The organism is Xanthobacter sp. AM11 (assembly GCF_047444035.1).
Lineage (GTDB): Bacteria > Pseudomonadota > Alphaproteobacteria > Rhizobiales > Xanthobacteraceae > Xanthobacter.
In genome coordinates this window covers 697,778-719,715 of sequence record NZ_JBLAOA010000001.1, presented here as the reverse complement: position 1 = coordinate 719,715, position 21,938 = coordinate 697,778, and the positions used below count along the sequence as shown (strand labels likewise).

At 68.8% G+C, this 21,938-nt stretch carries 19 protein-coding genes and 1 tRNA gene; 15 read left to right on the top strand and 5 right to left on the bottom strand.

Translation table 11 applies throughout. The annotated features are described in order from the left end of the window. Positions 1-142: 142 nt before the first annotated feature. Both ACI7BZ_RS03435 and ACI7BZ_RS03430 read left to right on the top strand, forming a co-directional pair. Positions 143-973 carry an HlyD family type I secretion periplasmic adaptor subunit gene (locus ACI7BZ_RS03435; RefSeq protein ID WP_414119080.1) on the top strand — a complete coding sequence of 277 codons (831 nt, stop codon included), beginning with the start codon at positions 143-145 and terminating at the stop codon, positions 971-973. A gap of 564 nt (positions 974-1,537) precedes the next feature. Then, positions 1,538-2,281, top strand: a complete 744-nt coding sequence (locus ACI7BZ_RS03430; RefSeq protein WP_414115795.1) for a hypothetical protein — start codon at positions 1,538-1,540, stop codon at positions 2,279-2,281. 324 nt (positions 2,282-2,605) lie between these two features. On the opposite strand, the gene ACI7BZ_RS03425 is transcribed toward ACI7BZ_RS03430, so the two are convergent. Next, positions 2,606-2,680: transfer RNA gene (locus ACI7BZ_RS03425), tRNA-Gly, on the bottom strand. Between the two features lie 131 nt (positions 2,681-2,811). Between ACI7BZ_RS03425 and ACI7BZ_RS03420 the strand changes: the two genes are divergently transcribed. Together ACI7BZ_RS03420 and ACI7BZ_RS03415 are read left to right on the top strand one after the other, a co-directional pair. Beyond that, positions 2,812-4,668 (top strand): aminopeptidase P family protein, encoded by a 1,857-nt coding sequence (locus ACI7BZ_RS03420; protein ID WP_414115794.1) that lies wholly within the window; start codon positions 2,812-2,814, stop codon positions 4,666-4,668. A 157-nt stretch (positions 4,669-4,825) separates the two neighbouring features. Beyond that, positions 4,826-4,978, top strand: coding sequence for a DUF3309 family protein (locus ACI7BZ_RS03415; protein ID WP_414115793.1), 153 nt, complete (start codon positions 4,826-4,828; stop codon positions 4,976-4,978). Between the two features lie 148 nt (positions 4,979-5,126). Here ACI7BZ_RS03415 and aptA read toward each other — a convergent pair whose 3' ends face one another. Then, positions 5,127-6,488, bottom strand: a complete 1,362-nt coding sequence (gene aptA, locus ACI7BZ_RS03410) for an omega-aminotransferase AptA (RefSeq protein ID WP_414115792.1) — start codon at positions 6,486-6,488, stop codon at positions 5,127-5,129. Positions 6,489-6,661: 173 nt separating this feature from the next. Between aptA and ACI7BZ_RS03405 the strand changes: the two genes are divergently transcribed. Next, a complete protein-coding gene (locus ACI7BZ_RS03405; protein WP_414115791.1) occupies positions 6,662-8,512 on the top strand; it encodes a tetratricopeptide repeat protein in 1,851 nt (616 codons plus the stop codon). Between the two features lie 80 nt (positions 8,513-8,592). Then, positions 8,593-10,029: a sigma-54-dependent transcriptional regulator gene (locus ACI7BZ_RS03400; protein WP_414115790.1), complete on the top strand. Its 1,437-nt coding sequence runs from the start codon at positions 8,593-8,595 to the stop codon at positions 10,027-10,029. Positions 10,030-10,050: 21 nt separating this feature from the next. Here the strand turns inward: ACI7BZ_RS03400 and hslU are convergent, their stop codons facing one another. From hslU to ACI7BZ_RS03385, 3 genes are all read right to left on the bottom strand, one after another. Next, on the bottom strand, positions 10,051-11,358 hold the full coding sequence (gene hslU, locus ACI7BZ_RS03395; protein WP_414115789.1) for an ATP-dependent protease ATPase subunit HslU: 1,308 nt from the start codon (positions 11,356-11,358) through the stop codon (positions 10,051-10,053). 61 nt (positions 11,359-11,419) lie between these two features. Continuing rightward, positions 11,420-11,968 carry an ATP-dependent protease subunit HslV gene (hslV, locus tag ACI7BZ_RS03390; RefSeq protein ID WP_414115788.1) on the bottom strand — a complete coding sequence of 183 codons (549 nt, stop codon included), beginning with the start codon at positions 11,966-11,968 and terminating at the stop codon, positions 11,420-11,422. A gap of 95 nt (positions 11,969-12,063) precedes the next feature. Continuing rightward, positions 12,064-12,855, bottom strand: coding sequence for an alpha/beta fold hydrolase (locus ACI7BZ_RS03385; RefSeq protein WP_414115787.1), 792 nt, complete (start codon positions 12,853-12,855; stop codon positions 12,064-12,066). A gap of 165 nt (positions 12,856-13,020) precedes the next feature. Here ACI7BZ_RS03385 and hisB point away from each other — a divergent pair, with 165 nt between their 5' ends. From hisB to ACI7BZ_RS03340, 9 genes are all read left to right on the top strand, one after another. After that, positions 13,021-13,614 (top strand): imidazoleglycerol-phosphate dehydratase HisB, encoded by a 594-nt coding sequence (hisB, locus tag ACI7BZ_RS03380; RefSeq protein WP_414115786.1) that lies wholly within the window; start codon positions 13,021-13,023, stop codon positions 13,612-13,614. A gap of 9 nt (positions 13,615-13,623) precedes the next feature. Further along, a complete protein-coding gene (locus tag ACI7BZ_RS03375; protein WP_414115785.1) occupies positions 13,624-14,094 on the top strand; it encodes a DUF2628 domain-containing protein in 471 nt (156 codons plus the stop codon). Positions 14,095-14,097: 3 nt separating this feature from the next. Continuing rightward, positions 14,098-14,745 (top strand): imidazole glycerol phosphate synthase subunit HisH, encoded by a 648-nt coding sequence (gene hisH / locus ACI7BZ_RS03370; protein WP_414115784.1) that lies wholly within the window; start codon positions 14,098-14,100, stop codon positions 14,743-14,745. After that, the gene (hisA, locus tag ACI7BZ_RS03365; protein WP_414115783.1) at positions 14,733-15,470 is read left to right on the top strand and encodes a 1-(5-phosphoribosyl)-5-[(5-phosphoribosylamino)methylideneamino]imidazole-4-carboxamide isomerase; all 738 of its coding nucleotides are present in this window, start codon (positions 14,733-14,735) and stop codon (positions 15,468-15,470) included. The genes hisH and hisA overlap by 13 nt, the downstream gene beginning before the upstream one ends. 7 nt (positions 15,471-15,477) lie before the next feature. After that, positions 15,478-16,254: an imidazole glycerol phosphate synthase subunit HisF gene (gene hisF / locus ACI7BZ_RS03360; RefSeq protein ID WP_414115782.1), complete on the top strand. Its 777-nt coding sequence runs from the start codon at positions 15,478-15,480 to the stop codon at positions 16,252-16,254. 55 nt (positions 16,255-16,309) lie between these two features. Beyond that, on the top strand, positions 16,310-16,636 hold the full coding sequence (locus ACI7BZ_RS03355) for a phosphoribosyl-ATP diphosphatase (RefSeq protein ID WP_414115781.1): 327 nt from the start codon (positions 16,310-16,312) through the stop codon (positions 16,634-16,636). 15 nt (positions 16,637-16,651) lie between these two features. Beyond that, on the top strand, positions 16,652-17,620 hold the full coding sequence (coaA, locus tag ACI7BZ_RS03350) for a type I pantothenate kinase (RefSeq protein ID WP_414115780.1): 969 nt from the start codon (positions 16,652-16,654) through the stop codon (positions 17,618-17,620). A gap of 391 nt (positions 17,621-18,011) precedes the next feature. After that, entirely contained in the window at positions 18,012-18,845 is an 834-nt protein-coding gene (locus ACI7BZ_RS03345) for a universal stress protein (RefSeq protein WP_414115779.1), read from the top strand. Between the two features lie 235 nt (positions 18,846-19,080). After that, positions 19,081-21,936, top strand: a complete 2,856-nt coding sequence (locus ACI7BZ_RS03340; protein WP_414115778.1) for a monovalent cation/H+ antiporter subunit A — start codon at positions 19,081-19,083, stop codon at positions 21,934-21,936. Positions 21,937-21,938 lie beyond the last annotated feature (2 nt).

Sequence of the window (21,938 nt, the reverse complement as noted above, 5' to 3'; positions counted from 1 at the left end):
CCTTCTTGATTCGTGTCTCGCAGGGAACGCCGCTCGGGGCCATGACGGCCCTTCGGCACTCACCCGCAGTATCGGGAAGCGGCTCCTATAGGGGTAGCGTGGGGTCCAGTCAAGGTGCGCCGCCCCCGGCACGGACGCCCGCATCATCCCGCTGCATATTGCGGCGACGCGGCATCGTCGCGCGGATCTGGACTTCCTGCCGGTCTTCGCGCCGGCCGGGACCGACCCGGGAATCGCGGCGACCGCCGCACGGCGGCAGCTGGTGGAGCAGGTGCAGCAGCTTGTGGTGGATGGTCACCGGGAGCCGGAGACCACCGAAGCTCTCGGTGCCCTGGAACGCCAGCGGGCGGAAGCCGACTCGGAATATCGCAAGGGCCTTCTCGCCGATCTCGCCAAGGCCCAGGTTGCCGCCTCGGAGCATGGCCAGGAGGCGGTGAAGGCGACCCAGCGCCGGGGCTACCAGACGCTCACCGCACCCGTGGACGGCACGGTGCAGCAGCTCTCCATCCACACCATCGGCGGTGTCGTCACGCCGGCGCAACAACTTCTGGTCATCGTGCCGAGGAGCAGCCGGCTGGAGATCGAGGCCAACCTCGCCAACCGGGACGTGGGTTTCGTTCAGTCGGGGCAGGATGTGGAGGTGAAGGTGGAGGCCTTCTCCTTCACCCGCTACGGCCTGCTGCACGGAACCGTGGACAGCGTGAGCCAGGATGCGGTTGTCTCCGATGCCCGGCTCGACCGGGCCAAGGAGGCCGATGCGCCTGCGGACGAGACCGAGCGCCAGGCGCGCCAGCCGGCTTATGTGGCGCGGATCTCGGTGCGCGAGGGCGGGATTGAGACGGAACAGGGGTGGAAGACGATCGAGCCGGGGATGGCGGTGACGGCGGAGATCAAGACGGGCCAGAGGCGCATCGTCGAGTATCTGCTGTCGCCGCTGCTGAGGTACAGGCATGATGCGGGGAGGGAGAGATGAAGGAGGGGATCCTGCTAGCGTGGTTGGCAGCGCCCCACGCGCTACAATTCTCAACCAATTGCATATTATACAAGCGTCAGAGGGGAGTATTAAATGATTTATATTTTTCCAGATAACGAAAAAGCGCTAGCAAGATACATTAGATTGTTTGGATTGTGTCTAATTGTTCTTTATCCTATATCGTATATTATAATCGTAAGCTTATTCGAAAATAGTTATTTGACATCAATATACTTTTTAATATCCTTTATAATCGGTGGCATGTGTATCTATTTTACTAGTTTCAGTCTTTATAAAACTATAAAATATATAAATGTATTGGTTGCTTCTTTTCTATTTATAACAATTGTATACTTATCATATTTCACATATGCAATATCCGGTTATTTCGATATCGTAGATATAATAATTATAATTGCAAATACATCAGCTAGCGTCTTTGTTTATCATTTATTTGTGGTGGCGTCAAAGCGATCTAATCTCACTAAATAGGAGGACTCTACGACCGATAATAGAACATTAAGGGGTACATACCCCATATATTCATATTCTAATCGAAGCGAATTGTGGGATCAAAGCTATTCAGTCACAGCTGGCGTAGCTTGGGGGGCAACAAAATTTTATGCCGGGCTCGCAGGGGTTGGATTCCAATCTTCTAATAATTTAGACGGACAGAATATAATTAACGTCAATGGATTTTACTGGGGATATGGCGTTGATATAAATTATAATCGGACTGCCGGAAAAATTGACACATTTCAGATTGGGCCAATGGCCGGTTTTGGATTTCAACTATTCGGATTGGGCGGGTCCGTACTGGGGAAGATTGGATTTGGTGCCGACAACCCCATCGATGGTGCAGAATTTTCTACCACATTTCAGGTGCAGGTATCCTATGGGCCCGGAATAGTTTCGGGCGTTCTCACAGGTCAGCTTATAATGGGGTATCCTTCATCGTCCACGCCTACAGCCACACTTCCTGACGGGACGGTGACTTTTACGCTTATGGACACTGTGGAATCGTTGATGTTGCTCTCGACCCAGAGCTTTCTCAGTCAAGTCTCTATCATAACTCCGGCGGCAGCCGAAGAGGCTGGCAACGGGCTTATCGCCATTACGCCGCCACCAGCGGAGGATGCTCCTGATTCGACCGCTGCTGTCCCTTTTGCAGCTCCCTCCGGCAGCGCGGCTCTGGAGTCCGCAGCGGTGACCGCGGTATTAGGAATGACGGGCGGCGTGGTGATTGGCGCAGACGTTGTCAATCCACTAGAGCCTGATCCGATCAGGTTGAATCAACATGATCGGTGAATCAGTCTCTAAATTATTGATAGAGAACGCCCCGTATCCGTCACTCTGGCCTCAACCAATCTCGCGCCAGCCCGAGCGGGCGGCATCTCCGAAGCCGGCGAGGCGGGCGCTGACCTGGACGCGATCCGATCGGCGGCCGGTCACTCTCAAAGCTCAACGACGCTGCGCTATGTGCGGGGTACGATCGGGAAAAGTCAGAAGGTCGCCCGAATGGGGACGGCTCACCGGAACAAGCGGTAAACAACCATGGGGAACGTGATGGGGAACGCGGGGAGCGTCCAGTTCAACGGTAGGCCGACAAGCTCTTGTCACAGCTCGCGAATTTGGAGCGGGCGATGGGAATCGAACCCACGACATACAGCTTGGGAAGCTGTCGTTCTACCACTGAACTACGCCCGCATCGGTCGCGACCATAATCGCCCTGCCCCACTTCCATCAAGGGTGTTCGGCGAAATACCCACTGCGTTGCGGGGGAGGGGCGCGGGTCCTATGGTCGGCGCACATTCCCTTGTTCCATGGCCGCCCCATCCATGACCCTGCACCTTTCCGCATCCGGCGCCTTCAAGGCGGTGTTCCAGAGTTTCGATGACCTCGCCGACGGCGCCGCCGGCCCCGCCCGGCTGGAGGCCCTGCGGGCCGAGCTCGCGCGCCAGGGGTTCGACGGCTATGTGGTGCCCCGGGCCGATGCGCACCAGAATGAATATGTGCCGGCCTGCGAGGAGCGGCTCGCCTTCCTCACCGGCTTCACCGGCTCGGCGGGCACGCTGGTGGTGCTGCCGGAGGTGGCGGCGCTGTTCGTGGACGGCCGCTACACCCTGCAGGCCCCGGCCCAGGTGGATGGCGGCGCCTATGCCGTGGTGCCGTTGGCGCAGATGCGGCCCGATGCCTGGATCGAGGCCAACCTGCCCCGCGGCGCCCGGCTCGGCTTCGATCCCTGGCGCACCACCCTGGATGCCCGCGAGCGGCTGGCCAAGGCGGTCGGGGCGGCCGGCGGCATCCTCGCGCCGCTGGACACCGACCCCGTGGCCGCCATCTGGCCGGACCGGCCGCCGGCCCCGCGCGCGCCCATCCGCCTGCTGGACCTCTCCGTCGCCGGCGAGGATACGGCCGCCAAGCTGCGCCGCGTGCAGGAGAAGCTCGCCGCCGAGAAGCTGGACGGCGCCCTCGTGTCCGATCCCCACGGCGCAGCGTGGCTGTTCAACATGCGCGGGGCGGACGTGGCCCACACGCCGCTGCCGCTGGCCTGGTGCATCGTGCCGGCGGAAGGGCTGCCGGACCTGTTCGTGGAGCCCACCAAGCTCTCCCACGAAGTGCGCGCCGCCCTGGCCGGCCATGCCCGGCTGCACGCCAGCGCCGACCTGGAGCGCCTGCTTTCCGCCTTCGCGCGGGGCCGGCGGGTCCGGCTCGACCAGGCCACCGCGCCGGTGCGCCTTTCCGGCGTCATCGAGGCGGCGGGCGGCACCGTGGACAAGGGCGCCGACCCCATCACCCTCATGAAGGCCTCCAAGAACCCGGCCGAGATTGCCGGCATGCGCGCCGCCCATGTGCGCGACGGCGCGGCGCTGGTGCGCTTCCTCGCCTGGTTCCACAAGGAGGCGCCCAGCGGGCGGCTCACCGAGATCGACACGGTGGAGGCGCTGGAGACCTTCCGCCGCGCCGGCGGCCAGCTCACCGACGTCTCCTTTCCCACCATCTCCGGGGCCGGGGAGAACGGCGCCATCGTGCATTACCGCGTCACCCGCACCACCAACCGGGCGATCCACCCGCACGAATTGTTCCTCATCGATTCCGGCGCCCAGTATCCCGACGGCACCACGGACGTCACCCGCACGCTGGCGGTGGGCACCCCCACCGAGGAGATGCGCCGCCACTACACGCTGGTGCTGAAGGGACACCTGGCCATCGCCCGCGCGGTGTTTCCCGAGGGCATCACCGGTTCCCAGCTCGATCCCTTCGCCCGGCAGTATCTGTGGGCGGCCGGGCTGGATTTCGACCACGGCACCGGCCATGGGGTGGGCGCCGGCCTGTCGGTGCACGAGGGGCCGGCCCGCATCTCCCAGCTCGGCCATGTGCCGCTGGCGCCGGGCATGATCCTGTCCAACGAGCCCGGCTATTATCGCACCGGCGCCTACGGCATCCGCATTGAGAACCTGATCCTGGTGGAACGGCGGGAGATCGCCGGGGGCGAGAGGCCCTGCCTGGGCTTTTCCACCCTCACGCTGGCGCCCTATGACCGCCAGCTCATGGACCTGTCGCTGCTGGACGGGGCGGAACGGGCGCAGGTGGACGCCTACCACGCACAGGTGGCCGCCGCCCTCGGTCCGCTGCTGGAGGGGGAGGACGGCGCCTTCCTCGCCGCCGCCACGGCGCCGCTCGCCGTGGCATGACGCGGGACGCCGACCCCAAGGGAGCAGCAGGAGGGGGCGGCGGGAGAGAGGGGCAAGGAGGGAGCAGCAGGAGGGGGCGGAACTGCGTCGTTCCGGCGCGCGTTATGCAGGCATGAGGTGGCGGCGGGCGTCGCCTGGCCACCCGGGAGCGCCGCCCATGTCCACCATCCTGATCATCATTCTCGTGCTGCTGCTGATCGGCGCCCTGCCCCGCTGGGGCTACAGCTCGGGCTGGGGCTATGGCCCGGGGGGCATTGTGGGCGTGCTGCTGATCGTCGTCATCGTGCTGGCGCTGACCGGGCGGCTTTAGAGCGCGATCCGCTCCTGAGGAGCCGCGGCGCCATAGGAGCGGCGAACGACCCCGCCGGCCGCTCCGGCGCCCTGCCGCCGAACCGGCGCGAGGCGCCGCCGATCGGCACCTCGTCCGCCGGCCCGGCCGGGCGCGCAAGCCCGGGGGGTCAGGCCACCTTCTCGATGATCCGGCCCACCTTCTCCACCAGCTCGCCCACCTGCGCCTCGGAGATGACGAGGGGCGGCGTCATCACCAAAGTGTCGCCGGCGGTGCGGATCATGATGCTCTCTTCCTGGAAGGCGCGGTCCAGCGCCTCGTAGCCCTTCGCGCCCGGCAGCCCCTCCCGCGGGGTCAGGTCGATGCCGGCGGTGATGCCCACGGTGCGGATGTCGAGCACGCCGGGCTTGTCGCGCAGCCCCATCACCGCATCGGCCCAGAGCGGCTCCAGCGCCTTGGCGCGGGCGAAGGTGTCCTCGGCGGCGTACAGGTCCAGGGTGGCGAGGCCGGCGGCGCAGGCCAAAGGGTGGGCGGAATAGGTGTAGCCGTGGAACAGCTCCACCATGTGCTCCGGCCCCTTCATGAAGGCATCGTGGATGTGCTTGCGCACCAGCACGCCGCCCATGGGCACCGCGCCCGCGGTGACGCCCTTGGCGAAGGTGATCATGTCCGGCACCACGCCGTAGCGCTCGGCGGCGAAGGCGTGGCCGAGGCGGCCGAAGCCCGTGATCACCTCGTCGAAGATGAGCAGGATGCCGTATTTGTCGCAGATCTCGCGCAGCCGCTTCAGGTAGCCGCGGGGCGAGGGGATGACGCCGGTGGAGCCGGCCATGGGCTCCACGATCACCGCGGCGATGGTGGAGGCGTCGTGCAGGCCGACGAGGCGCTCCAGCTCGTCGGCGAAATGGGCGCCGAACTCCGGCTCGCCCTTGGTGAAGGCCTGGTTCTCTCGGTCGTAGGTGGTGCGCAGATGGTCCACGCCCGTCAGCAGGCCGCCATAGGTGCGCCGGTTGGCGACGATGCCGCCCACCGAGACGCCGCCGAAGCCCACGCCGTGATAGCCGCGCTCGCGGCCGATGAGGCGGGTGCGCGCGCCGTTGCCCATGGTCTGCTGGAAGGCGAGGGCGATCTTCAGCGCCGTGTCCACCGCCTCCGAGCCGGAATTGCAGAAGAACACATGGTCGAGATCCCCCGGCGCCAGCGCGGCGATGCGGGTGGCGAGGCGGAAGGCGTTGGGGTGGCCGTATTGGAAGGTGGGACCGAAATCCAGGTCCACCGCCGCCGCCCGGATGGCCTCCACGATGGGCTCGCGATTATGGCCGGGATTGGTGCACCACAGGCCGGCGCAGCCATCGAGGATGGCGCGTCCCTCCGGGGTATAATAATGCATGTCCTTGGCACGCGAGACGACGCGCGGCCGCTTCTTGAACGCGCGATTGGAGGTGAACGGCATCCAGAAGGCTTCCAGGTCGTTCGGAACCGTGTCCGCCTGCGCAACCGAGCCTTCCGGGACCATATCATCCAGAGCCATGATGAAACTCTCCTCCATGCCGGGCCGGCCCCGGCCGTCATCGTCCGGCCTCACCGGTGGCGAAGCTATCAGCGCAAGGTGCGGCTGGAAACACCGCTGGCGATGCCCCCGCCTCTTGCGTGTGCATGGCTTCTGACCCAAAAAGGGCACTGACCGTAGGTAAGGACGGTATTTTGGTAGAGACAATCCTTGCGGCGCAGGATGCCGCCGGTACGCAAGGCGCGCAGCCCGCCTCGCCCGCGGACGCGGCGGGGGCGGTGACGCCGCAGATGTGCCTTGCCGCTTTGGAGCGGGTGCTCGCGGCGCCGGATTTCTCCGCCTCGCCGCGCCTCGCGGATTTCCTGCGCTTCGTGGTGCAGGCGACCCTCGACGGGCGCGCGGAGGAGATCAAGGGCTATACCATCGCGGTGGAGGCCCTCGGCCGCCCCGCCTCGTTCGATCCGCAGGCCGACCCCATCGTGCGGGTGGAGGCCACCCGCCTGCGGCGGGCGCTGGAGCGCTATTATGCCACCGGCGGCGCCGACGATCCGGTGGTCATCGACATTCCCAAGGGCGGATACGTGCCGCAGTTCCTGCCGCGCGCCGCGCCGGTGCCCGAGGCGCCCGCGGTGCCGGAGGAGCCCGCCGCCCCCGCGCCGGAGGAGCTTTTCCGGCCGGCCCCGGCGACCCAGCCCGGCGGCGGCCGACGGCTGGCGGCCGCCGCCTTCGTGGCGGTGGCGGCGGCGGGCCTCGCCATGCTGGCCGCCGCGCTCATGGGCTTCAGGATCGAGCGGGGGGCGGAGGATTACGCCGGCGGCGCGGACGCCGTGCGGTTTCCGGTGGTGGAGGTGCGCCCGTTCGAGGCCGCCGGCACCGGGGCGCCCGACCCCTCCACCCTGCGGGCGATCGAGGAGCGCATGCGCGATGCCTTCGCCCGCTTCGATTTCGTGGATGTGAAGGCGGCCGGCGCATCGGGCCCCGACCTCGCCGCCGCCTGCGGCACCAGCGCGCCGCGCTCGGTGTTCGCCCTGGCCGGGCTGGTGGAGGGGCGGCCCGATGGCAGCTATTCCCTGGCGGCCCGGCTCAACGACCGGTGCGACGGCTCCATCGTCTGGTCCACCGCCATCGACGGCCTGCAGCAGGGCGCCGCCCTCGCCGAGGGCGAACGCCGGGTGGTGCACGACATCGCCGTTGCGGTCATGGAGAGCTACGGCGTCATTCCGGTGCGGGCGCGGGCGGCGGCGCTGGCGCGGGCGCCGGCTTCGGGCTTCGGCTGCATCGCCGGGGCGTTCGCGGTGCTGAGGGGCGAGGCCGGCAAGCGGACGGAGAATGTCAATGCCTGCCTCGCCGAGCTCATCGCCGCCAATCCCGATTTCGCCCTCGGCCATGCGCTGAAGGCCGCGAGCGCCCTGACCGCGACCCTGCACGACGAGACCCCCACCCCCACCCATGCCGAGATGGAGCAGATCCTCGACGGGGCCGAGCGCGCCGTGGAGCTGGCCCCCGCCAGCGCCTTCGCCGCCCGCACCCTCGCCGTGGTGCAGCTGTTCGCCGGCGAGCCGGACGATGCGGTGGCCACCGCCCGCAGGGCGCTCCAGCTCAATCCGCTGGATTTCGACGTGGCGGCGTCGGCGGCCATCGTGTTCATCGGCGCGGGGCAGGTGGCGGAAGGCGAGGCGCTGCTGCTGCGCGCCCGCAAGGCGGGGGCGGCGCGCACGCCCCTGCACGACGCCTTCCTCGCCCTCGCCGCCTTCCTGCGGGACGACAGGCCCACCGCCCAGGCGCTGCTGCCGCAGCTCACCCTGCACTCGGCCTTCGAGAGCAAGCTGGCGCTGGCCCTGTCCCTGCACACCCTCGGCCGCACCGGCGACGAACGCGATGTGGTGGCCGCCCTGGTGGGCCGCATGCCCGACGGGGCCGAGGGGGTGCGCCAGATGGTGCGCCGCCTGCTGCCCACCGCCGCCCATGCCAGCCGCGCCCTCGAAGCCCTGGAGAGCGCCGGCCTCGCCCGCGAGTCCATCGCCGAAAAGCCGCCGCGCGGCTGACGCGGAGGCGCGAGCGCAAGCCTTCATTTACCTTGATGGGCAATGATGCGCGCAGTGACCTTCCTTCCGCGATCGGTTCCATGACAGGACTTCCCCCCGGCTCCCGCCCGGAGCAGCGCATCCTGGTGCTCGTTTGCGACCCGGACCCGGCCCTTCGCCGCCAGATGCGCGCCGCGCTCGGCCGCCGCGAGACGCTTCATGTGGTGGAGGTGGACCGGCTGCAGGACGCCGAGGCGGTGATCCCGCGCTGCGCCGCCGCCTTGCTCTCGGTGAACGGGCCGGCCGAGGATGCGGTTTCCCGGCTGCGTGCCGGCGGCTTCTTTGGCACCCTGGTGGTGGCCCTTGCGGGGGCATCGGTGGCGGACGCGGTGGCCGCCATGCGGGCCGGCGCCGACGACGTGGTGCTGAAGCCGCTCCAGCCGGAAGATGTGGTGGACCGCCTTCTAGCCGGCACCCCGGCGCGCCGGGCCGACCGGCGCCGCGCCACCGGCCGGGCGCCCTTGCCCCGGGGCGGCGATTTCTGCGGCTTCCTCGGGCGCTCCGAGCCCATGGTCGCGCTCTATGCCCAGATCAACCGGGTGGCAGCCTCCCGCGCGCCGGTGTTCGTCACCGGCGAAAGCGGCACCGGCAAGGACATGGCGGCGCAGGCGGTCCATGCCGTCTCGCCCCGCCGCGACGGCGCCTTCCAGGCCCTCAAGATCAGCGCCATCGCCCGCGCCGGCATGGAAGCCGACCTGTTCGGCCAGGTCCGCGGCGCCACCGGAGCCAATGCGGACCGGCCCGGCGCGGCCGAGCGGGCCGACGGGGGCACCTTGTTCCTCGACGAGATCTGCGACCTTGATCCCGCGCTCCAGGCCAAGCTGCTGCATTTTCTGGAAACCGGCCGCCTCGCGCGGGTCGGCGCCCATGAGGAGCGGGCGGCGGACGTCCGCATCGTCTGCGCCACCACCCGCGACCCGGTGGCGGAAGTGCGGGCCGGCCGCCTGCGGGAAGACCTTTTCTATCGCCTCCACGTGCTCAACCTGCACATGCCCCCGCTGCGCGAGCGGGGGGAGGACGTGATCCTTTTGGCGGAAGCCTTCCTTGCCCGCTGCGCCGGGGAGGAGGGCCGCCCTCTGCCGCGGCTCGGCCCGGAGGCGGCGGCGGCGCTGCGCGCCCGCAGCTTCCGCGGCAATGTGCGTGAATTGCAGAACCTGATGCGCCGCGCCGTGATCCAGGGCGAGGGCCCCGCCGTGGTGCCCGACATGCTGGCGGAAACGGAAAGCGCGCACCCCGGCGGCGAGGAGAGCGCGCCGCGCCCGCCGCAGACGTCCGGCCCCGGCTGGTTCGGCACCGCCGCCGGCTGGGCCGGCCCGGCCCGGGTGGAGCCGCTCAGCGTGGTGGAGCGGCGCGCCATCGAGGCGGCCATCGCCGCCTTCGACGGCAACATCTCCCTTGCCGCCGCGGCCCTCGACCTCAGCCCCTCCACCCTCTACCGCAAGAAGCAGGCCTGGGAGAGCAACCGCCGCCTGTCGTGAGGCGGCGGGCCGGGCGCCGGCTCACAGGATGAAGCGGCTCAGGTCGGCATTGCGCGCCAGGTCGGCGACGCGGGAGCGCACATATTCGGCATCCACCACCACACTTTCGCCGGAGCGGTCCGGGGCGGAGAAGGAGAGGTCGTCCAGCACCCGCTCGATCACCGTCTGCAGCCGGCGGGCGCCGATGTTCTCCACGTTGGAATTCACCTCCACCGCCGCATCGGCGATGGCCTCCACCGCATCGGCGGTGATGGCGAGGTCCACCCCCTCGGTGGCCATGAGCGCCACCGACTGCTTGACGAGGCTGGCCTCGGTCTCGGTGAGGATGCGCACGAAATCGGAGCGCGTCAGCGCCTCCAGCTCCACGCGGATGGGCAGGCGGCCCTGCAGTTCCGGCAGCAGGTCGGACGGCTTCGACACGTGGAACGCGCCGGAGGCGATGAACAGGATGTGGTCGGTCTTCACCGGCCCGTGCTTGGTGGAAACGGTGGTGCCCTCGATGAGGGGCAGCAGGTCGCGCTGCACCCCCTCGCGGGAGACGTCGGCCCCCGAGCGGCCCTCGCGGCCGGCGATCTTGTCGATCTCGTCCAGGAACACGATGCCGTTGTTCTCCACGGCGTGGATCGCCTCCTGGGTGATGGCGTCCTGGTCGATGAGCTTGTCCGCCTCCTCGGTCAGGAGGAGGGGGTGGGCCTCCTTCACCGTGACGCGGCGCGGCTTGGCGCGCCCGCCGAAGGCCTTGCCCAGCATGTCGCCGAGGGAGACCGCGCCGAGCTGGGCGCCGGGCATGCCGGGAATCTCGAACATGGGCATGCCCTGGCCGCCGCCCTGCAGCTCGATTTCCACTTCCTTGTCGTCCAGCTCGCCGGCCCGCAGGCGCTTGCGGAAGGCCTCGCGGGTGGCGGGGGAGGCGGTGGCGCCCACCAGAGCGTCGAGCACCCGGCCTTCGGCGGCAAGGTGCGCCTTGGCCTGCACATCCTTGCGCCTTGCCTCGCGCACCAGGCCGATACCCACCTCCACCAGGTCGCGGACGATCTGCTCCACGTCGCGGCCCACATAGCCCACTTCGGTGAATTTGGTGGCCTCCACCTTCAGGAAGGGCGCGCCGGCGAGCCGTGCGAGGCGGCGGGAAATCTCGGTCTTGCCGACCCCGGTGGGGCCGATCATGAGGATGTTCTTGGGCAGCACCTCCTCGCGCAGCTTCTCGTCCAGCTTCAGCCGGCGCCAGCGGTTGCGCAGGGCGATGGCCACCGCCCTCTTCGCCTTGGCCTGGCCGACGATGTGGCGGTCGAGCTCGGAGACGATCTCGCGGGGGGAAAAGTCGCTCATGGGATCGTGATGTCTTTCTCAAGATCCTCCCGCGCGCCGTCCTCGCGCAGGAGCCTCGCCGTCAGGACCCGATGGTCTCCACGACGATGTTGCGGTTGGTGTAGACGCAGATGTCGGCGGCGATCTCCAGCGACCGGCGTACGATGGCTTCCGGGTCCTCCTCGCGGTCGAGCAGGGCGCGGGCGGCGGCAAGGGCGAACATGCCGCCAGAGCCGATGCCGGCCACTCCCACCTCCGGCTCCAGCACGTCGCCGGTGCCGGTGAGCACGAGGGTGACCGAGGCGTCGGCCACGATCATCATGGCCTCCAGCCGGCGCAGATAGCGGTCGGTACGCCAGTCCTTGGCCAGCTCCACCGCGGCGCGCTGCAACTGGCCGGGATACTGGTCGAGCTTGGCTTCCAGCCGCTCGAACAGGGTGAAGGCATCCGCCGTCGCCCCGGCAAAGCCGCCGATCACGTCGCCGCGCCCAAGCCGCCGCACCTTGCGGGCGTTGGACTTGAGCACGGTCTGGCCCAGCGTCACCTGCCCGTCGCCGGCGATGGCGACCCGGTTGCCTTTGCGCACCGAGACGATGGTTGTTCCGTAGATGGTATCCGGGGAAGAATGCATGAACAGCTCCGCTCCGACTTTACTTATGCCGTTCCGGAGCGGACGCAACATGCGGCCCCGCCGATGGGGCCGGCCAATGTGCGGCAGGGGACGGCTCAGCCGCCGTTCAGGAAGGCACGCACGCTGGTGCCGAAGTTTTCCGGCGCCTCCACCATGGGGCAGTGGCCGGTGTCGATGATCTCGGTGAGGCGCGCCCCGGCAATGCCGGCCACCAGCTCGCGGGCCATGGCGGGCGCGAACAGCCGGTCGTCGTCGCTGCAGATCACCAGCGTGGGCGCGGCGATGCCGCCGAGGCGCGCCAGCGTGTCGGAGGCGACGCAGGCGTCGAGCTGGCGCAGGAAGGCGTCCTTCTCCTGGTAGAGCCCGGCATCCAGGGATTGCTGCACGGCGGCGAACAGGGGAACGGTCTTCAGCATGCGCATGCCGATGACGAAGGAGGTGAGCGCCGCGCCGAAGGTCAGCTCGTTGTCGATCTCAAGCCGCAATTGCCTCAGGAGGCGCATGATCCCGGTGGTGTAGAGGTCGTTGCGGGCGATGGTGTTGGCCAGCACCAGCCGGTCCACCCGCCCCGGCGCCGCCAGCGCCAGCTCCTGGGCGATCATGCCGCCCAGCGAATGGCCGAGCACATGGGCCCGGGCGAAGCCGGCCGCATCCAGCACCGCCAGCGCGTCCCGCGCCATGTGGGCGGTGGTGTAGGGGGCCGTGGCCCGCGCGCTCTTGCCGATGTCGCGGTTGTCGAACTCCACCAAAGTGAAGCCGGCGAGGAACGGCCGCACCAGCGTCCAGAAGGAGCGTTCGGCGGACAGGCCGGAAATGATGAGGAGGGGCGGTCCTTCCCCGGACACCCCGAAGTCGAGGTCCAGCCCGTCATTGCGTGTGGTCGGCATGCGCGCTCCCCTTTTTCCGCCATATGCCATGCGCGCGGCGCTCCGGCGAGAGGGAGGCGTCCGGCGCGTGCGTCGCGACGGTATTCAAGTGCACGCGCGTCATCTCTTCGCCATATGGCGTCGCAGCGGCGTTGCTGATAGAACCCGCGGCCTTGGAGGAATTCCATGCGCCAGGCTGAAATCGTCCGCGAGACAAAGGAGACCCGCGTCGCCCTCACCGTCGATCTCGACGGAACGGGGAAGGCTGCCATCTCCACCGGCATCGGTTTTCTCGATCATATGCTGGATCTGCTCGCGCGCCATGCCCGCTTCGACCTCGACATCAAGGCCGTGGGCGACCTGCATGTGGACTTCCACCACACCACGGAAGACGTGGGCATCGTGCTGGGCCAGGCGGTGCGCAAGGCGCTGGGCGACATGCGCGGCATCACCCGCTATGCGGACGTGCTCCTGCCCATGGACGAGACGCTCACCCGCGTCGCCCTCGACATTTCCGGCCGGCCGTTCCTGGTGTTCCGCACCGAATTTGCGGTGGCCAAGATCGGTGAATTCGACACCGAGCTGGTGCGCGAGTTCTTCCAGGCCTTCGCCTCCAGCGCCGGGGTGACGCTGCACGTGGAGACGCTCTACGGCGTCAACGCCCACCATATATCGGAAAGCTGCTTCAAGGGCCTTGCCCGCGTGCTGCGGCAGGCGGTGGCGGTGGACCTCGCGGCGGCGGGGGAAATCCCCTCCACCAAGGGCGCGCTGGGAAGCTAGGAGCTGGCCATGGGCATCTGGACCGTCATGACACGGGAGCATCCCGGCGACACCGCGGCGGAGGCCGCCGGCCACGCCGTCTTCGTGCGCGAAAAATTCTCCTGGGTGACGCTGCTGTTCGCGCCCCTGGTGCTGCTGCGCTTCCGCCTCTGGCTGGTGTTCGCCGCCTATGTGGCGGTGGCGGCGCTGCTGCTGGCGGCGGTGGAATATGGCGGGCTTCCCGACGTGGTGCCGGACATCGTGATGGCCGGCTTCCACCTGCTCTTGGCCTTCGAGCTGCCCGGCCTGCGGCTGCGCAAGCTCGCCCGGCTCGGCTATGGCGAAGTCGGGGTGGTGATGGCGGAGGGCCGGGCGGAGGCGGAGCATCGCTTCTTCTCCCACTGGTCCGGGCCCCGCCCCGCCCCCTCCATCCCGCCCTTCCGCACCGGCATGCCGATGGGGGCGCCCAGCGGCGTCATCGGCGCCTTTCCGGGGGCGTGAGCCGTGACGGTGGCCATCATCGACTATAATTCCGGCAACCTGCACTCCGCCGCCAAGGCCATGGAGCGGGCCGCCCTGGATGTGGGCGCCGAGCGCGTCGTCGTCACCAGCGACCCGGAGGTGGTGCGCACCGCCGACCGGGTGGTGCTGCCCGGCGTGGGCGCCTTCGCCGATTGCCGCGCCGGCCTCGACGCCGTGCCCGGCATGGTGGAGGCCATGACCGAGGCGGTGCAGGCGAGGGGCCGGCCCTTCCTCGGCATCTGCGTCGGCCTGCAGCTTCTGGCCGAGCGCGGGCTGGAGCATGGGCAGACCGCCGGCCTCGGCTGGATCCGCGGCGAGGTGGACCGCATCGCCCCCAACGACCCCGCCCTGAAAATCCCCCACATGGGCTGGAACACCCTGCAGACGGCGCGCGAGCACCCGCTGCTGGCCGGCATCCCCACCGGAGAAGCCGGCCTCAACGCTTATTTCGTCCACTCCTACCACCTCAAGCCGGCCGACGGGCTCGACCTTGTGGCCACCACCGATTATGGCGGCACCATCACCGCCATGGTGGCGCGCGACAATGTGGCCGGCACCCAGTTCCACCCCGAGAAGAGCCAGAGGCTGGGCCTCGCGCTCCTCGCGAATTTCCTGAAGTGGCATCCGTGATCCTTTTTCCGGCCATCGACCTGAAAGACGGCCTCGCCGTGCGCCTTGAACAGGGCGACATGGCGCGGGCCACCGTGTTCAACCGCGACCCCGCCGCCCAGGCGGCCGAATTCGAGACTTTGGGCTTCCGCTACCTGCATCTGGTGGACCTGGACGGCGCCTTCGCCGGCAAGCCGGTGAACGCGGCGGCGGTGGAGCGCATCCTGGAGAGCGTCTCCATTCCGGTGCAGCTCGGCGGCGGCATCCGCGACATGCGCACCGTGGACGGCTGGCTGGAGAAGGGCGTCACCCGCGTCATCCTCGGCACCGCGGCGGTGCGCGACCCCGAGTTCGTGAAGCAGGCGGCCAAGGCCCATCCCGGCCGCATCGTGGTGGGCCTCGATGCCCGCGACGGCAAGGTGGCCGTGGAAGGCTGGGCGGAGACCTCCGAGCTCGCCGCCGTGGACATCGCCCGGCGGTTCGAGGATGCGGGCGTTACCGCCATCATCTACACCGACATCGCCCGCGACGGCCTCCTGAAGGGGCTCAATCTCGATGCCACCGTGGCGCTGGCCGAGGCGGTCAGCCTGCCGGTGATCGCCTCCGGCGGCCTCGCCTCCCTCGCCGACATCGAGGCGCTGCTGGAGCCCCGGGCCATGAAGCTGGAAGGCGCCATCACCGGCCGCGCGCTCTATGACGGGCGGCTCGACCCCCGCGAGGCGCTGGCGCTGGTGGCCGGACGATAGGTGTGCCATGCTGAAGGTCCGCGTCATCCCCTGCCTCGACGTGAAGGACGGCCGCGTGGTGAAGGGCGTCCAGTTCGTGGACCTGCGCGACGCCGGCGATCCGGTGGAAGCCGCGCGCGCCTATGATGCCGCCGGCGCCGACGAGCTCACCTTCCTCGACATCACCGCCAGCCACGAGAACCGCGGCACCATCCTGGACGTGGTGCAGCGCACCGCCGAGCAGTGCTTCATGCCGCTCACGGTGGGCGGCGGCGTGCGCACGGTGGACGATGTGCGCACCCTTCTGCATGCGGGCGCCGACAAGGTGTCCATCAACACCGCCGCCGTGAACCGCCGCGCCTTCGTGGGCGAGGCGGCGGAGAAGTTCGGCGAGCAGTGCATCGTGGTGGCCATCGACGCCAAGAAGGTGTCGGCGCCGGGCGAGGCGGACCGCTGGGAGATCTTCACCCATGGCGGGCGCAAGCCCACGGGCATCGACGCCATCCAGTATGCCCGCGAGGTGGTGGATCTGGGCGCCGGCGAGATCCTGCTCACCTCCATGGACCGGGACGGCACCGGCAAGGGCTTCGATTGCGCCCTGACCCGCGCCGTTTCGGACGCGGTGCACGTGCCGGTCATCGCCTCCGGCGGCGTCGGCACGCTGGATCACCTGGTGGACGGCATCCGCGAGGGCGGGGCCTCGGCCGTGCTGGCGGCGTCCATCTTCCATTTCGGCACCTTCACCATCCGCGAGGCGAAGGAATGCCTTGCGCAGGCGGGCCTGCCGGTGCGCCTCGATGTGTAGGGCTCCCGGCCCTGCCGCTTCCTTTGTTCCCGTCCCTCCTGCCGGGGCTCGCGCCATGAGCGACAGCTTCACCCTCGCCGACCTCGAAGCCATCGTCGCCGCCCGGGCCGCGGCGGATGCGGGCGCCTCCTACACCCGCTCCCTTTTGGACAAGGGCATCGCCAAATGCGCCCAGAAGCTGGGCGAGGAGGCGGTGGAGACGGTGATCGCCGCCGTCAGCGGCGACGAGGCGCAGCTCGTCTGCGAGGCGAGCGACCTTCTCTATCACCTGCTGGTGGTGCTGAAGGCGCGGGGGGTGGCGCTGGCCGACATTCATGCCGAGCTGGCCCGCCGCACCGGCCAGTCCGGCCTTGCCGAAAAAGCCTCGCGTCACTCCGGCTGAGAAGAAAGCATCCTGATGGACCGGCCCCTCGACCCCGGCCTTTCCCCCTACCGCTCCTTCTCCCGGGCCGAATGGGCGAAGCTGCGCCGCGACACCCCCATGACGCTGCGCCCGGATGAAATCGCCCGCCTGGAAGGCCTCGGCGTCCACCTCTCCATGCAGGAGGTGGAGGAAATCTACCTCCCGCTCTCGCGCCTGCTCTCCCTCTATGTGGCGGCGACGCAGAAGCTGTTCCGCGCCATGAGCCACTTCCTCGACCATCGCGAGGAGATCACCGGCGAGGGCAAGATGCCCTACATCATCGGCGTGGCGGGGTCGGTGGCGGTGGGCAAGTCCACCACCGCCCGCGTGCTGCAGGCGCTGCTGGCGCGCTGGCCCAACACGCCGAAGGTGGACCTGGTGACCACCGACGGCTTCCTTTTGCCCAACGCCATCCTGGAGCGCGAGGGGCTGATGGAGAAGAAGGGCTTCCCCGAAAGCTACGACCTGCCGCTGCTGCTGCGCTTCCTCACCGACATCAAGGCCGGCCGCCGCCCGGTGCGCGCGCCGATCTACTCCCACTTCTTCTATGACGTGATGCCGGACAAATATGTGGAGATCGACCGGCCGGACATCCTCATCGTCGAGGGGCTGAACGTGCTGCAGACCACGCGCCCGCCGAAGGACGGCAAGGCGATTCCCTTCGTCTCCGACTTCTTCGACTTCTCGGTCTATATCGACGGCGACGAGGACGTGATCGAGCGCTGGTACGTGGAGCGCTTCATGCGCCTGCGGGCCACCGCCTTCAAGGACCCTTTGTCCTACTTCCACCGCTATTCCCAGCTCACCGAGGACGAGGCGCGGGCCACCGCCCTGTCCATCTGGCGGCGCATCAACCAGCCGAACCTGACCGAGAACATCCTGCCCACGCGCCAGCGCGCGGACCTGATCCTGCGCAAGGCCGGCGACCATGAAGTGGCCGAGGTGAGCCTGCGGCGGCTTTAGAGCGCGATCCGAGCAAATTGAGTCAATTTGCTCGGTGAATCGCCCTCTAAACTTGAGAAAGAGAACGCGTTGTCCGATCAGCTTGCGATGCAAGCTGATCGGCGCGTGCTCTGGAGCGCGATCCGAGCAAATTGAGTCAATTTGCTCGGTGAATCGCCCTCTAAATTTGAGAAAGAGAACGCGCCACATCCCATCCCCGACAATCGCGCCGGCCGCCCCTTGAGAAGCGCCGGTTTATCCGTCTCTATCTGCCATCGGGGCCGGACCCGCGCGACGACGCGGAACCGGTGATGGACCGGCCCTGGGACGGGCATGGCGAGGCGGGTTTCCGGTTTCCCGCCCGTGCGGCTCTCCCCCAAGGCCAGTTCCGCGGTGCATGGAGAAAACGGAAATGATGAAGAGCGCGCTGCTCCTGCTTGGCGAGAGCCCTTCCAGCATTGCTGCCGGCGCCTATGCCCGCAGGCTCGCCGGCACCCTGGGGGTGCGCCTCATCGGCCTTGCGGGCATCGACCTTGCCTTCATCGAGGCGCCGATGCCCGGCGCCATCGGCGGGGCGGCCTATCACGCCCAGATGGAAACCGGCCTCCGGGCGCAGGCGGAGACGCTGCGTGAACGGCTCGACGCGGCCTTCCACCGGGACTGCGCGGCCGCGGGAATCGTGCCGGAGTGCCTCAGCTTCGCAGGCGACCCCTTCGAGCAGGTGACCACGGCCAGCGCCGGCTGCGACCTGGTGATCGCCGGCCACGACGTCACCTTCCGGGGCCTGGTGTCGGAGGCGCATTCGGATACGCTGGCGCAGCTCCTGGCCGCAACCCCGCGGCCGATCCTGGTCTGCCCGGAGGCGATCGGGCCCGAAGGCGACGTGCTGCTCGCTTATGACGGCAGCCTGCCGTCCATGCGCGCGCTGCAGCTTTTCGTCCTCTGCGGCGGCTGGGCCGACCGGCGCGTGCGGGTGCTGAGCGTGGACACCGCCCTGGACGCCGCCGAGCGGCTCGCCCGCGATGCCGCCGCCTATCTGCGGCTCCACGGCTATGCGGTGGAGCCGTGCCCGGTGCAGTCCTCAGAATCGCCCGCCGGGGTGATCCAGGCCCAGGCGGCGGGCGAGGGGGTCGAGTTGCTGGTGATGGGCGCCTATGGCCATCGCGGGCTGAAGGAGTTCCTCTTCGGCTCCACCACCCAGAACATCATCGGCGCGCCGCAGTCCTGCATCTTCATCTACCACTAGTGGATCAACCGAAACGGATGGTTCCCATCTGTCGCGACTAGGTCGAACCACTAGAGTCCACGCCGGTCCGGTTGCATCGCAAGCTGATCGGCCCTCGCGAAAGAGGAGGGCGACTTGCCGGGCAAGCTGCACTAGTCTGCCCGCATCACGTTCCGGCACCGTTGCGCCGGACCTGCTTCGCCGGGGCGTTGGCGCCTCTTTCTCCCGACCGCAGGCACGACGAGGCTCCCGACGCATGACCTTGCTGTTCGTGGTCCTGATCCCCTTCCTCGGAGCCCTCATCCCGCCTTTGGTGATCCGGTCCGGACGCAACACCTGCGCAACGGCGACCGGCGGCGTGACGCTGCTTGCCCTTGCCCTGCTCCTGTCGCACGCGCCGGCGGTGTTCTCCGGCGAGGTGCCCAAGGCGGGGGTCGCCTGGGTTCCGGCCATGGGGCTCTCCCTGTCGGTGTTCGCCGACGGGCTGGGCTTCTTCTTCGCGGCCATGATCCTCGCCATCGGCCTGCTGGTGATCGTCTACGCGCGCTTCTATCTGTCGCGCGAAGACCCCATGGGCCGCTTCTTCGCCTACCTGCTGCTGTTCCAGGGCGCCATGGTGGGCGTGGTGCTGTCCGACAACATCATCCTCCTGCTGGTGTTCTGGGAGCTGACGAGCCTCACCTCGTTCCTGCTCATCGGCTTCTGGCGCAAGCGCGCCGATGCGCGCCAGGGCGCGCGCATGGCGCTGGTGGTGACGGGGGGCGGGGGGCTCGCGCTCGTCGCCGGCCTGTTGCTGGTGGGTGAGGCGGCGGGCTCCTACCAGCTCTCGGAGATTCTCGCCCGCGGCGAGATGGTGCGGGCTTCGCCGCTCTATGTCCCGGCGCTGCTGCTGGTGCTGCTGGGCGCCTTCACCAAGTCCGCCCAGTTCCCGTTCCATTTCTGGCTGCCCCACGCCATGGCGGCGCCCACCCCGGTCTCGGCCTATCTTCATTCGGCCACCATGGTGAAGGCGGGCGTGTTCCTGCTGGCGCGGCTGTGGCCGGTGCTGGCGGGCACCGAGGCCTGGTTCCTCATCGTCGCGCCGGTGGGGCTCGCCACCATGCTGGTCGGCGCGGTGATCGCCCTGTTCAAGGACGACCTGAAGGGTCTGCTGGCCTATTCCACCGTCAGCCACCTCGGCCTCATGACCATGCTGCTGGGTCTCGGCACGCCCATGGCGGCGGTGGCGGCGGTGTTCCACATCGTCAACCACGCCACCTTCAAGGCCGCCCTGTTCATGAGCGCCGGCATCGTGGACCATGAGGCCGGCACCCGCGACATCCGCCGCCTCGGCGGCCTCATGGCGCTGATGCCCATCACCGGCACGCTGGCGCTCCTCGCCTGCGCCGCCATGGCCGGGGTGCCCCTGTTCAACGGCTTCCTCTCCAAGGAGATGATGCTGGAGGCGGCGGCCCACACCTCCTATCTGGGGGCCGATTTCCTCTTCCCGGTGCTGGCGACGGCGGCGGCGGTGTTCTCGGTGGCCTATTCGGCCCGCTTTGCCATCGGCACCTTCCTGGGTGCCGAACGTCACGATTATCCGCGCCATCCGCACGACCCGCCGGCGGGCATGTGGCTGCCGGTGGCGGTGCTGGTGGTGCCGGTCATCGCCATCGGCCTGTTCCCCGCCGCCGTGGCCGGGCCGCTGGTGGCGCTGACCGCCGGGGCGGTGATCGGCGGGCCGCTGCCGGATTATCATCTGGCCCTGTGGCACGGCATCACCCCGGCCCTCGTCATGAGCCTCCTCGCCTTCGCCGGGGGCGCGGCGCTCGTGCTCGCCTACCGGCGGGCGCTAGCGGTGCGCGCGCGCCTGCCGCGGGTGGATGCGCGGGCCATGTTCGAGGCCGCGGCCGCCGGCGTGGTGGTGGCCTGCCGGCGCGGGCTCGGCCTGCTGCATGACGGCGCGCTGGCGCGCTACATGGGGGTGACGGTGGCGACGCTGGTCGCGGTCGGCGGCTACGGCTTCTGGAGCGCCACCCACGCGGCCGGCGCCCGGCCGCCTTTGCCCGTGAGCCTGCCGGCGGCCACCGCCTTCGCCGCCCTCGTCCTGGCCAGCGGCGCGGTGCTGGCGCTGCATGCCGAGCGGCTGACGGCGCTTATCCTCACCGGCGTGGTGGGGGTGGTGGTGGCGCTGGCCTTCCTGCAGTTCTCCGCCCCCGACCTCGCCCTGACGCAGATCTGCGTGGACGTGGTGACCACCATCCTCATGCTGCTGGCGCTCAACCTCCTGCCCAAGGCGACGCCGCGGGAGGACGATGGCGCCGTGCGCTGGCGCGACGGCACCATCGCCGGCCTGGCCGGCCTCGGCGTGGCGGGGCTGGCCTATGCGGTGATGACGCGGGACGGCGCCTCCATCGCCGAATATTACCTCGCCCAGTCCAAGCCGGGCGGGGGCGGCACCAATGTGGTGAACGTGATCCTGGTGGACTTCCGCGGCTATGACACCTTTGCCGAAATCATCGTGCTCGGCATCGCCGCCCTCACCATCTACGCCTTGCTGGACCCGGCGCTGAAGGGCGCGGCGGTGCGGCGCGTCAAGGCCATGCTGCCCAAGGCGGAGGCGCGGGACGTCCACCCCCTGATCCTGGTGGTGGCGACCCGCGTGCTGCTGCCCCTGTCGCTGGTGGTGGGCGTCTACATCTTCCTGCGCGGCCACAACGAGCCCGGCGGCGGCTTCATCGCCGGGCTGGTGGTGGCCATCGCCCTCATCATGCAATACATCGCCTCCGGCTACGGCTGGGCGGCGGAGCGCATGAAGGTGGACGCCCAAACCATGATCGGCGCGGGCGTGGCCATCGCCGGCCTCACCGGCCTTGCCGCCCTGGCCTTCGGCCGGCCCTTCCTCACCTCCACCTTCGGGCACCTGCACTGGCCGATCGTCGGCGATTTCGAGCTGGCCTCGGCCATGGGCTTCGACCTCGGCGTGTTCCTCACCGTGGTGGGGGTGATGCTGCTGTCGCTGGCCCAGCTCTCCCGCGTCGCCGGGCGCATCGACCCCGCCCCGCGCAGCGCGGCGCCGATGGACGTTCCCCTGGAACCCGCCGCGCCCGGCGCTGCCGGCAGGGAGGGCTGAGG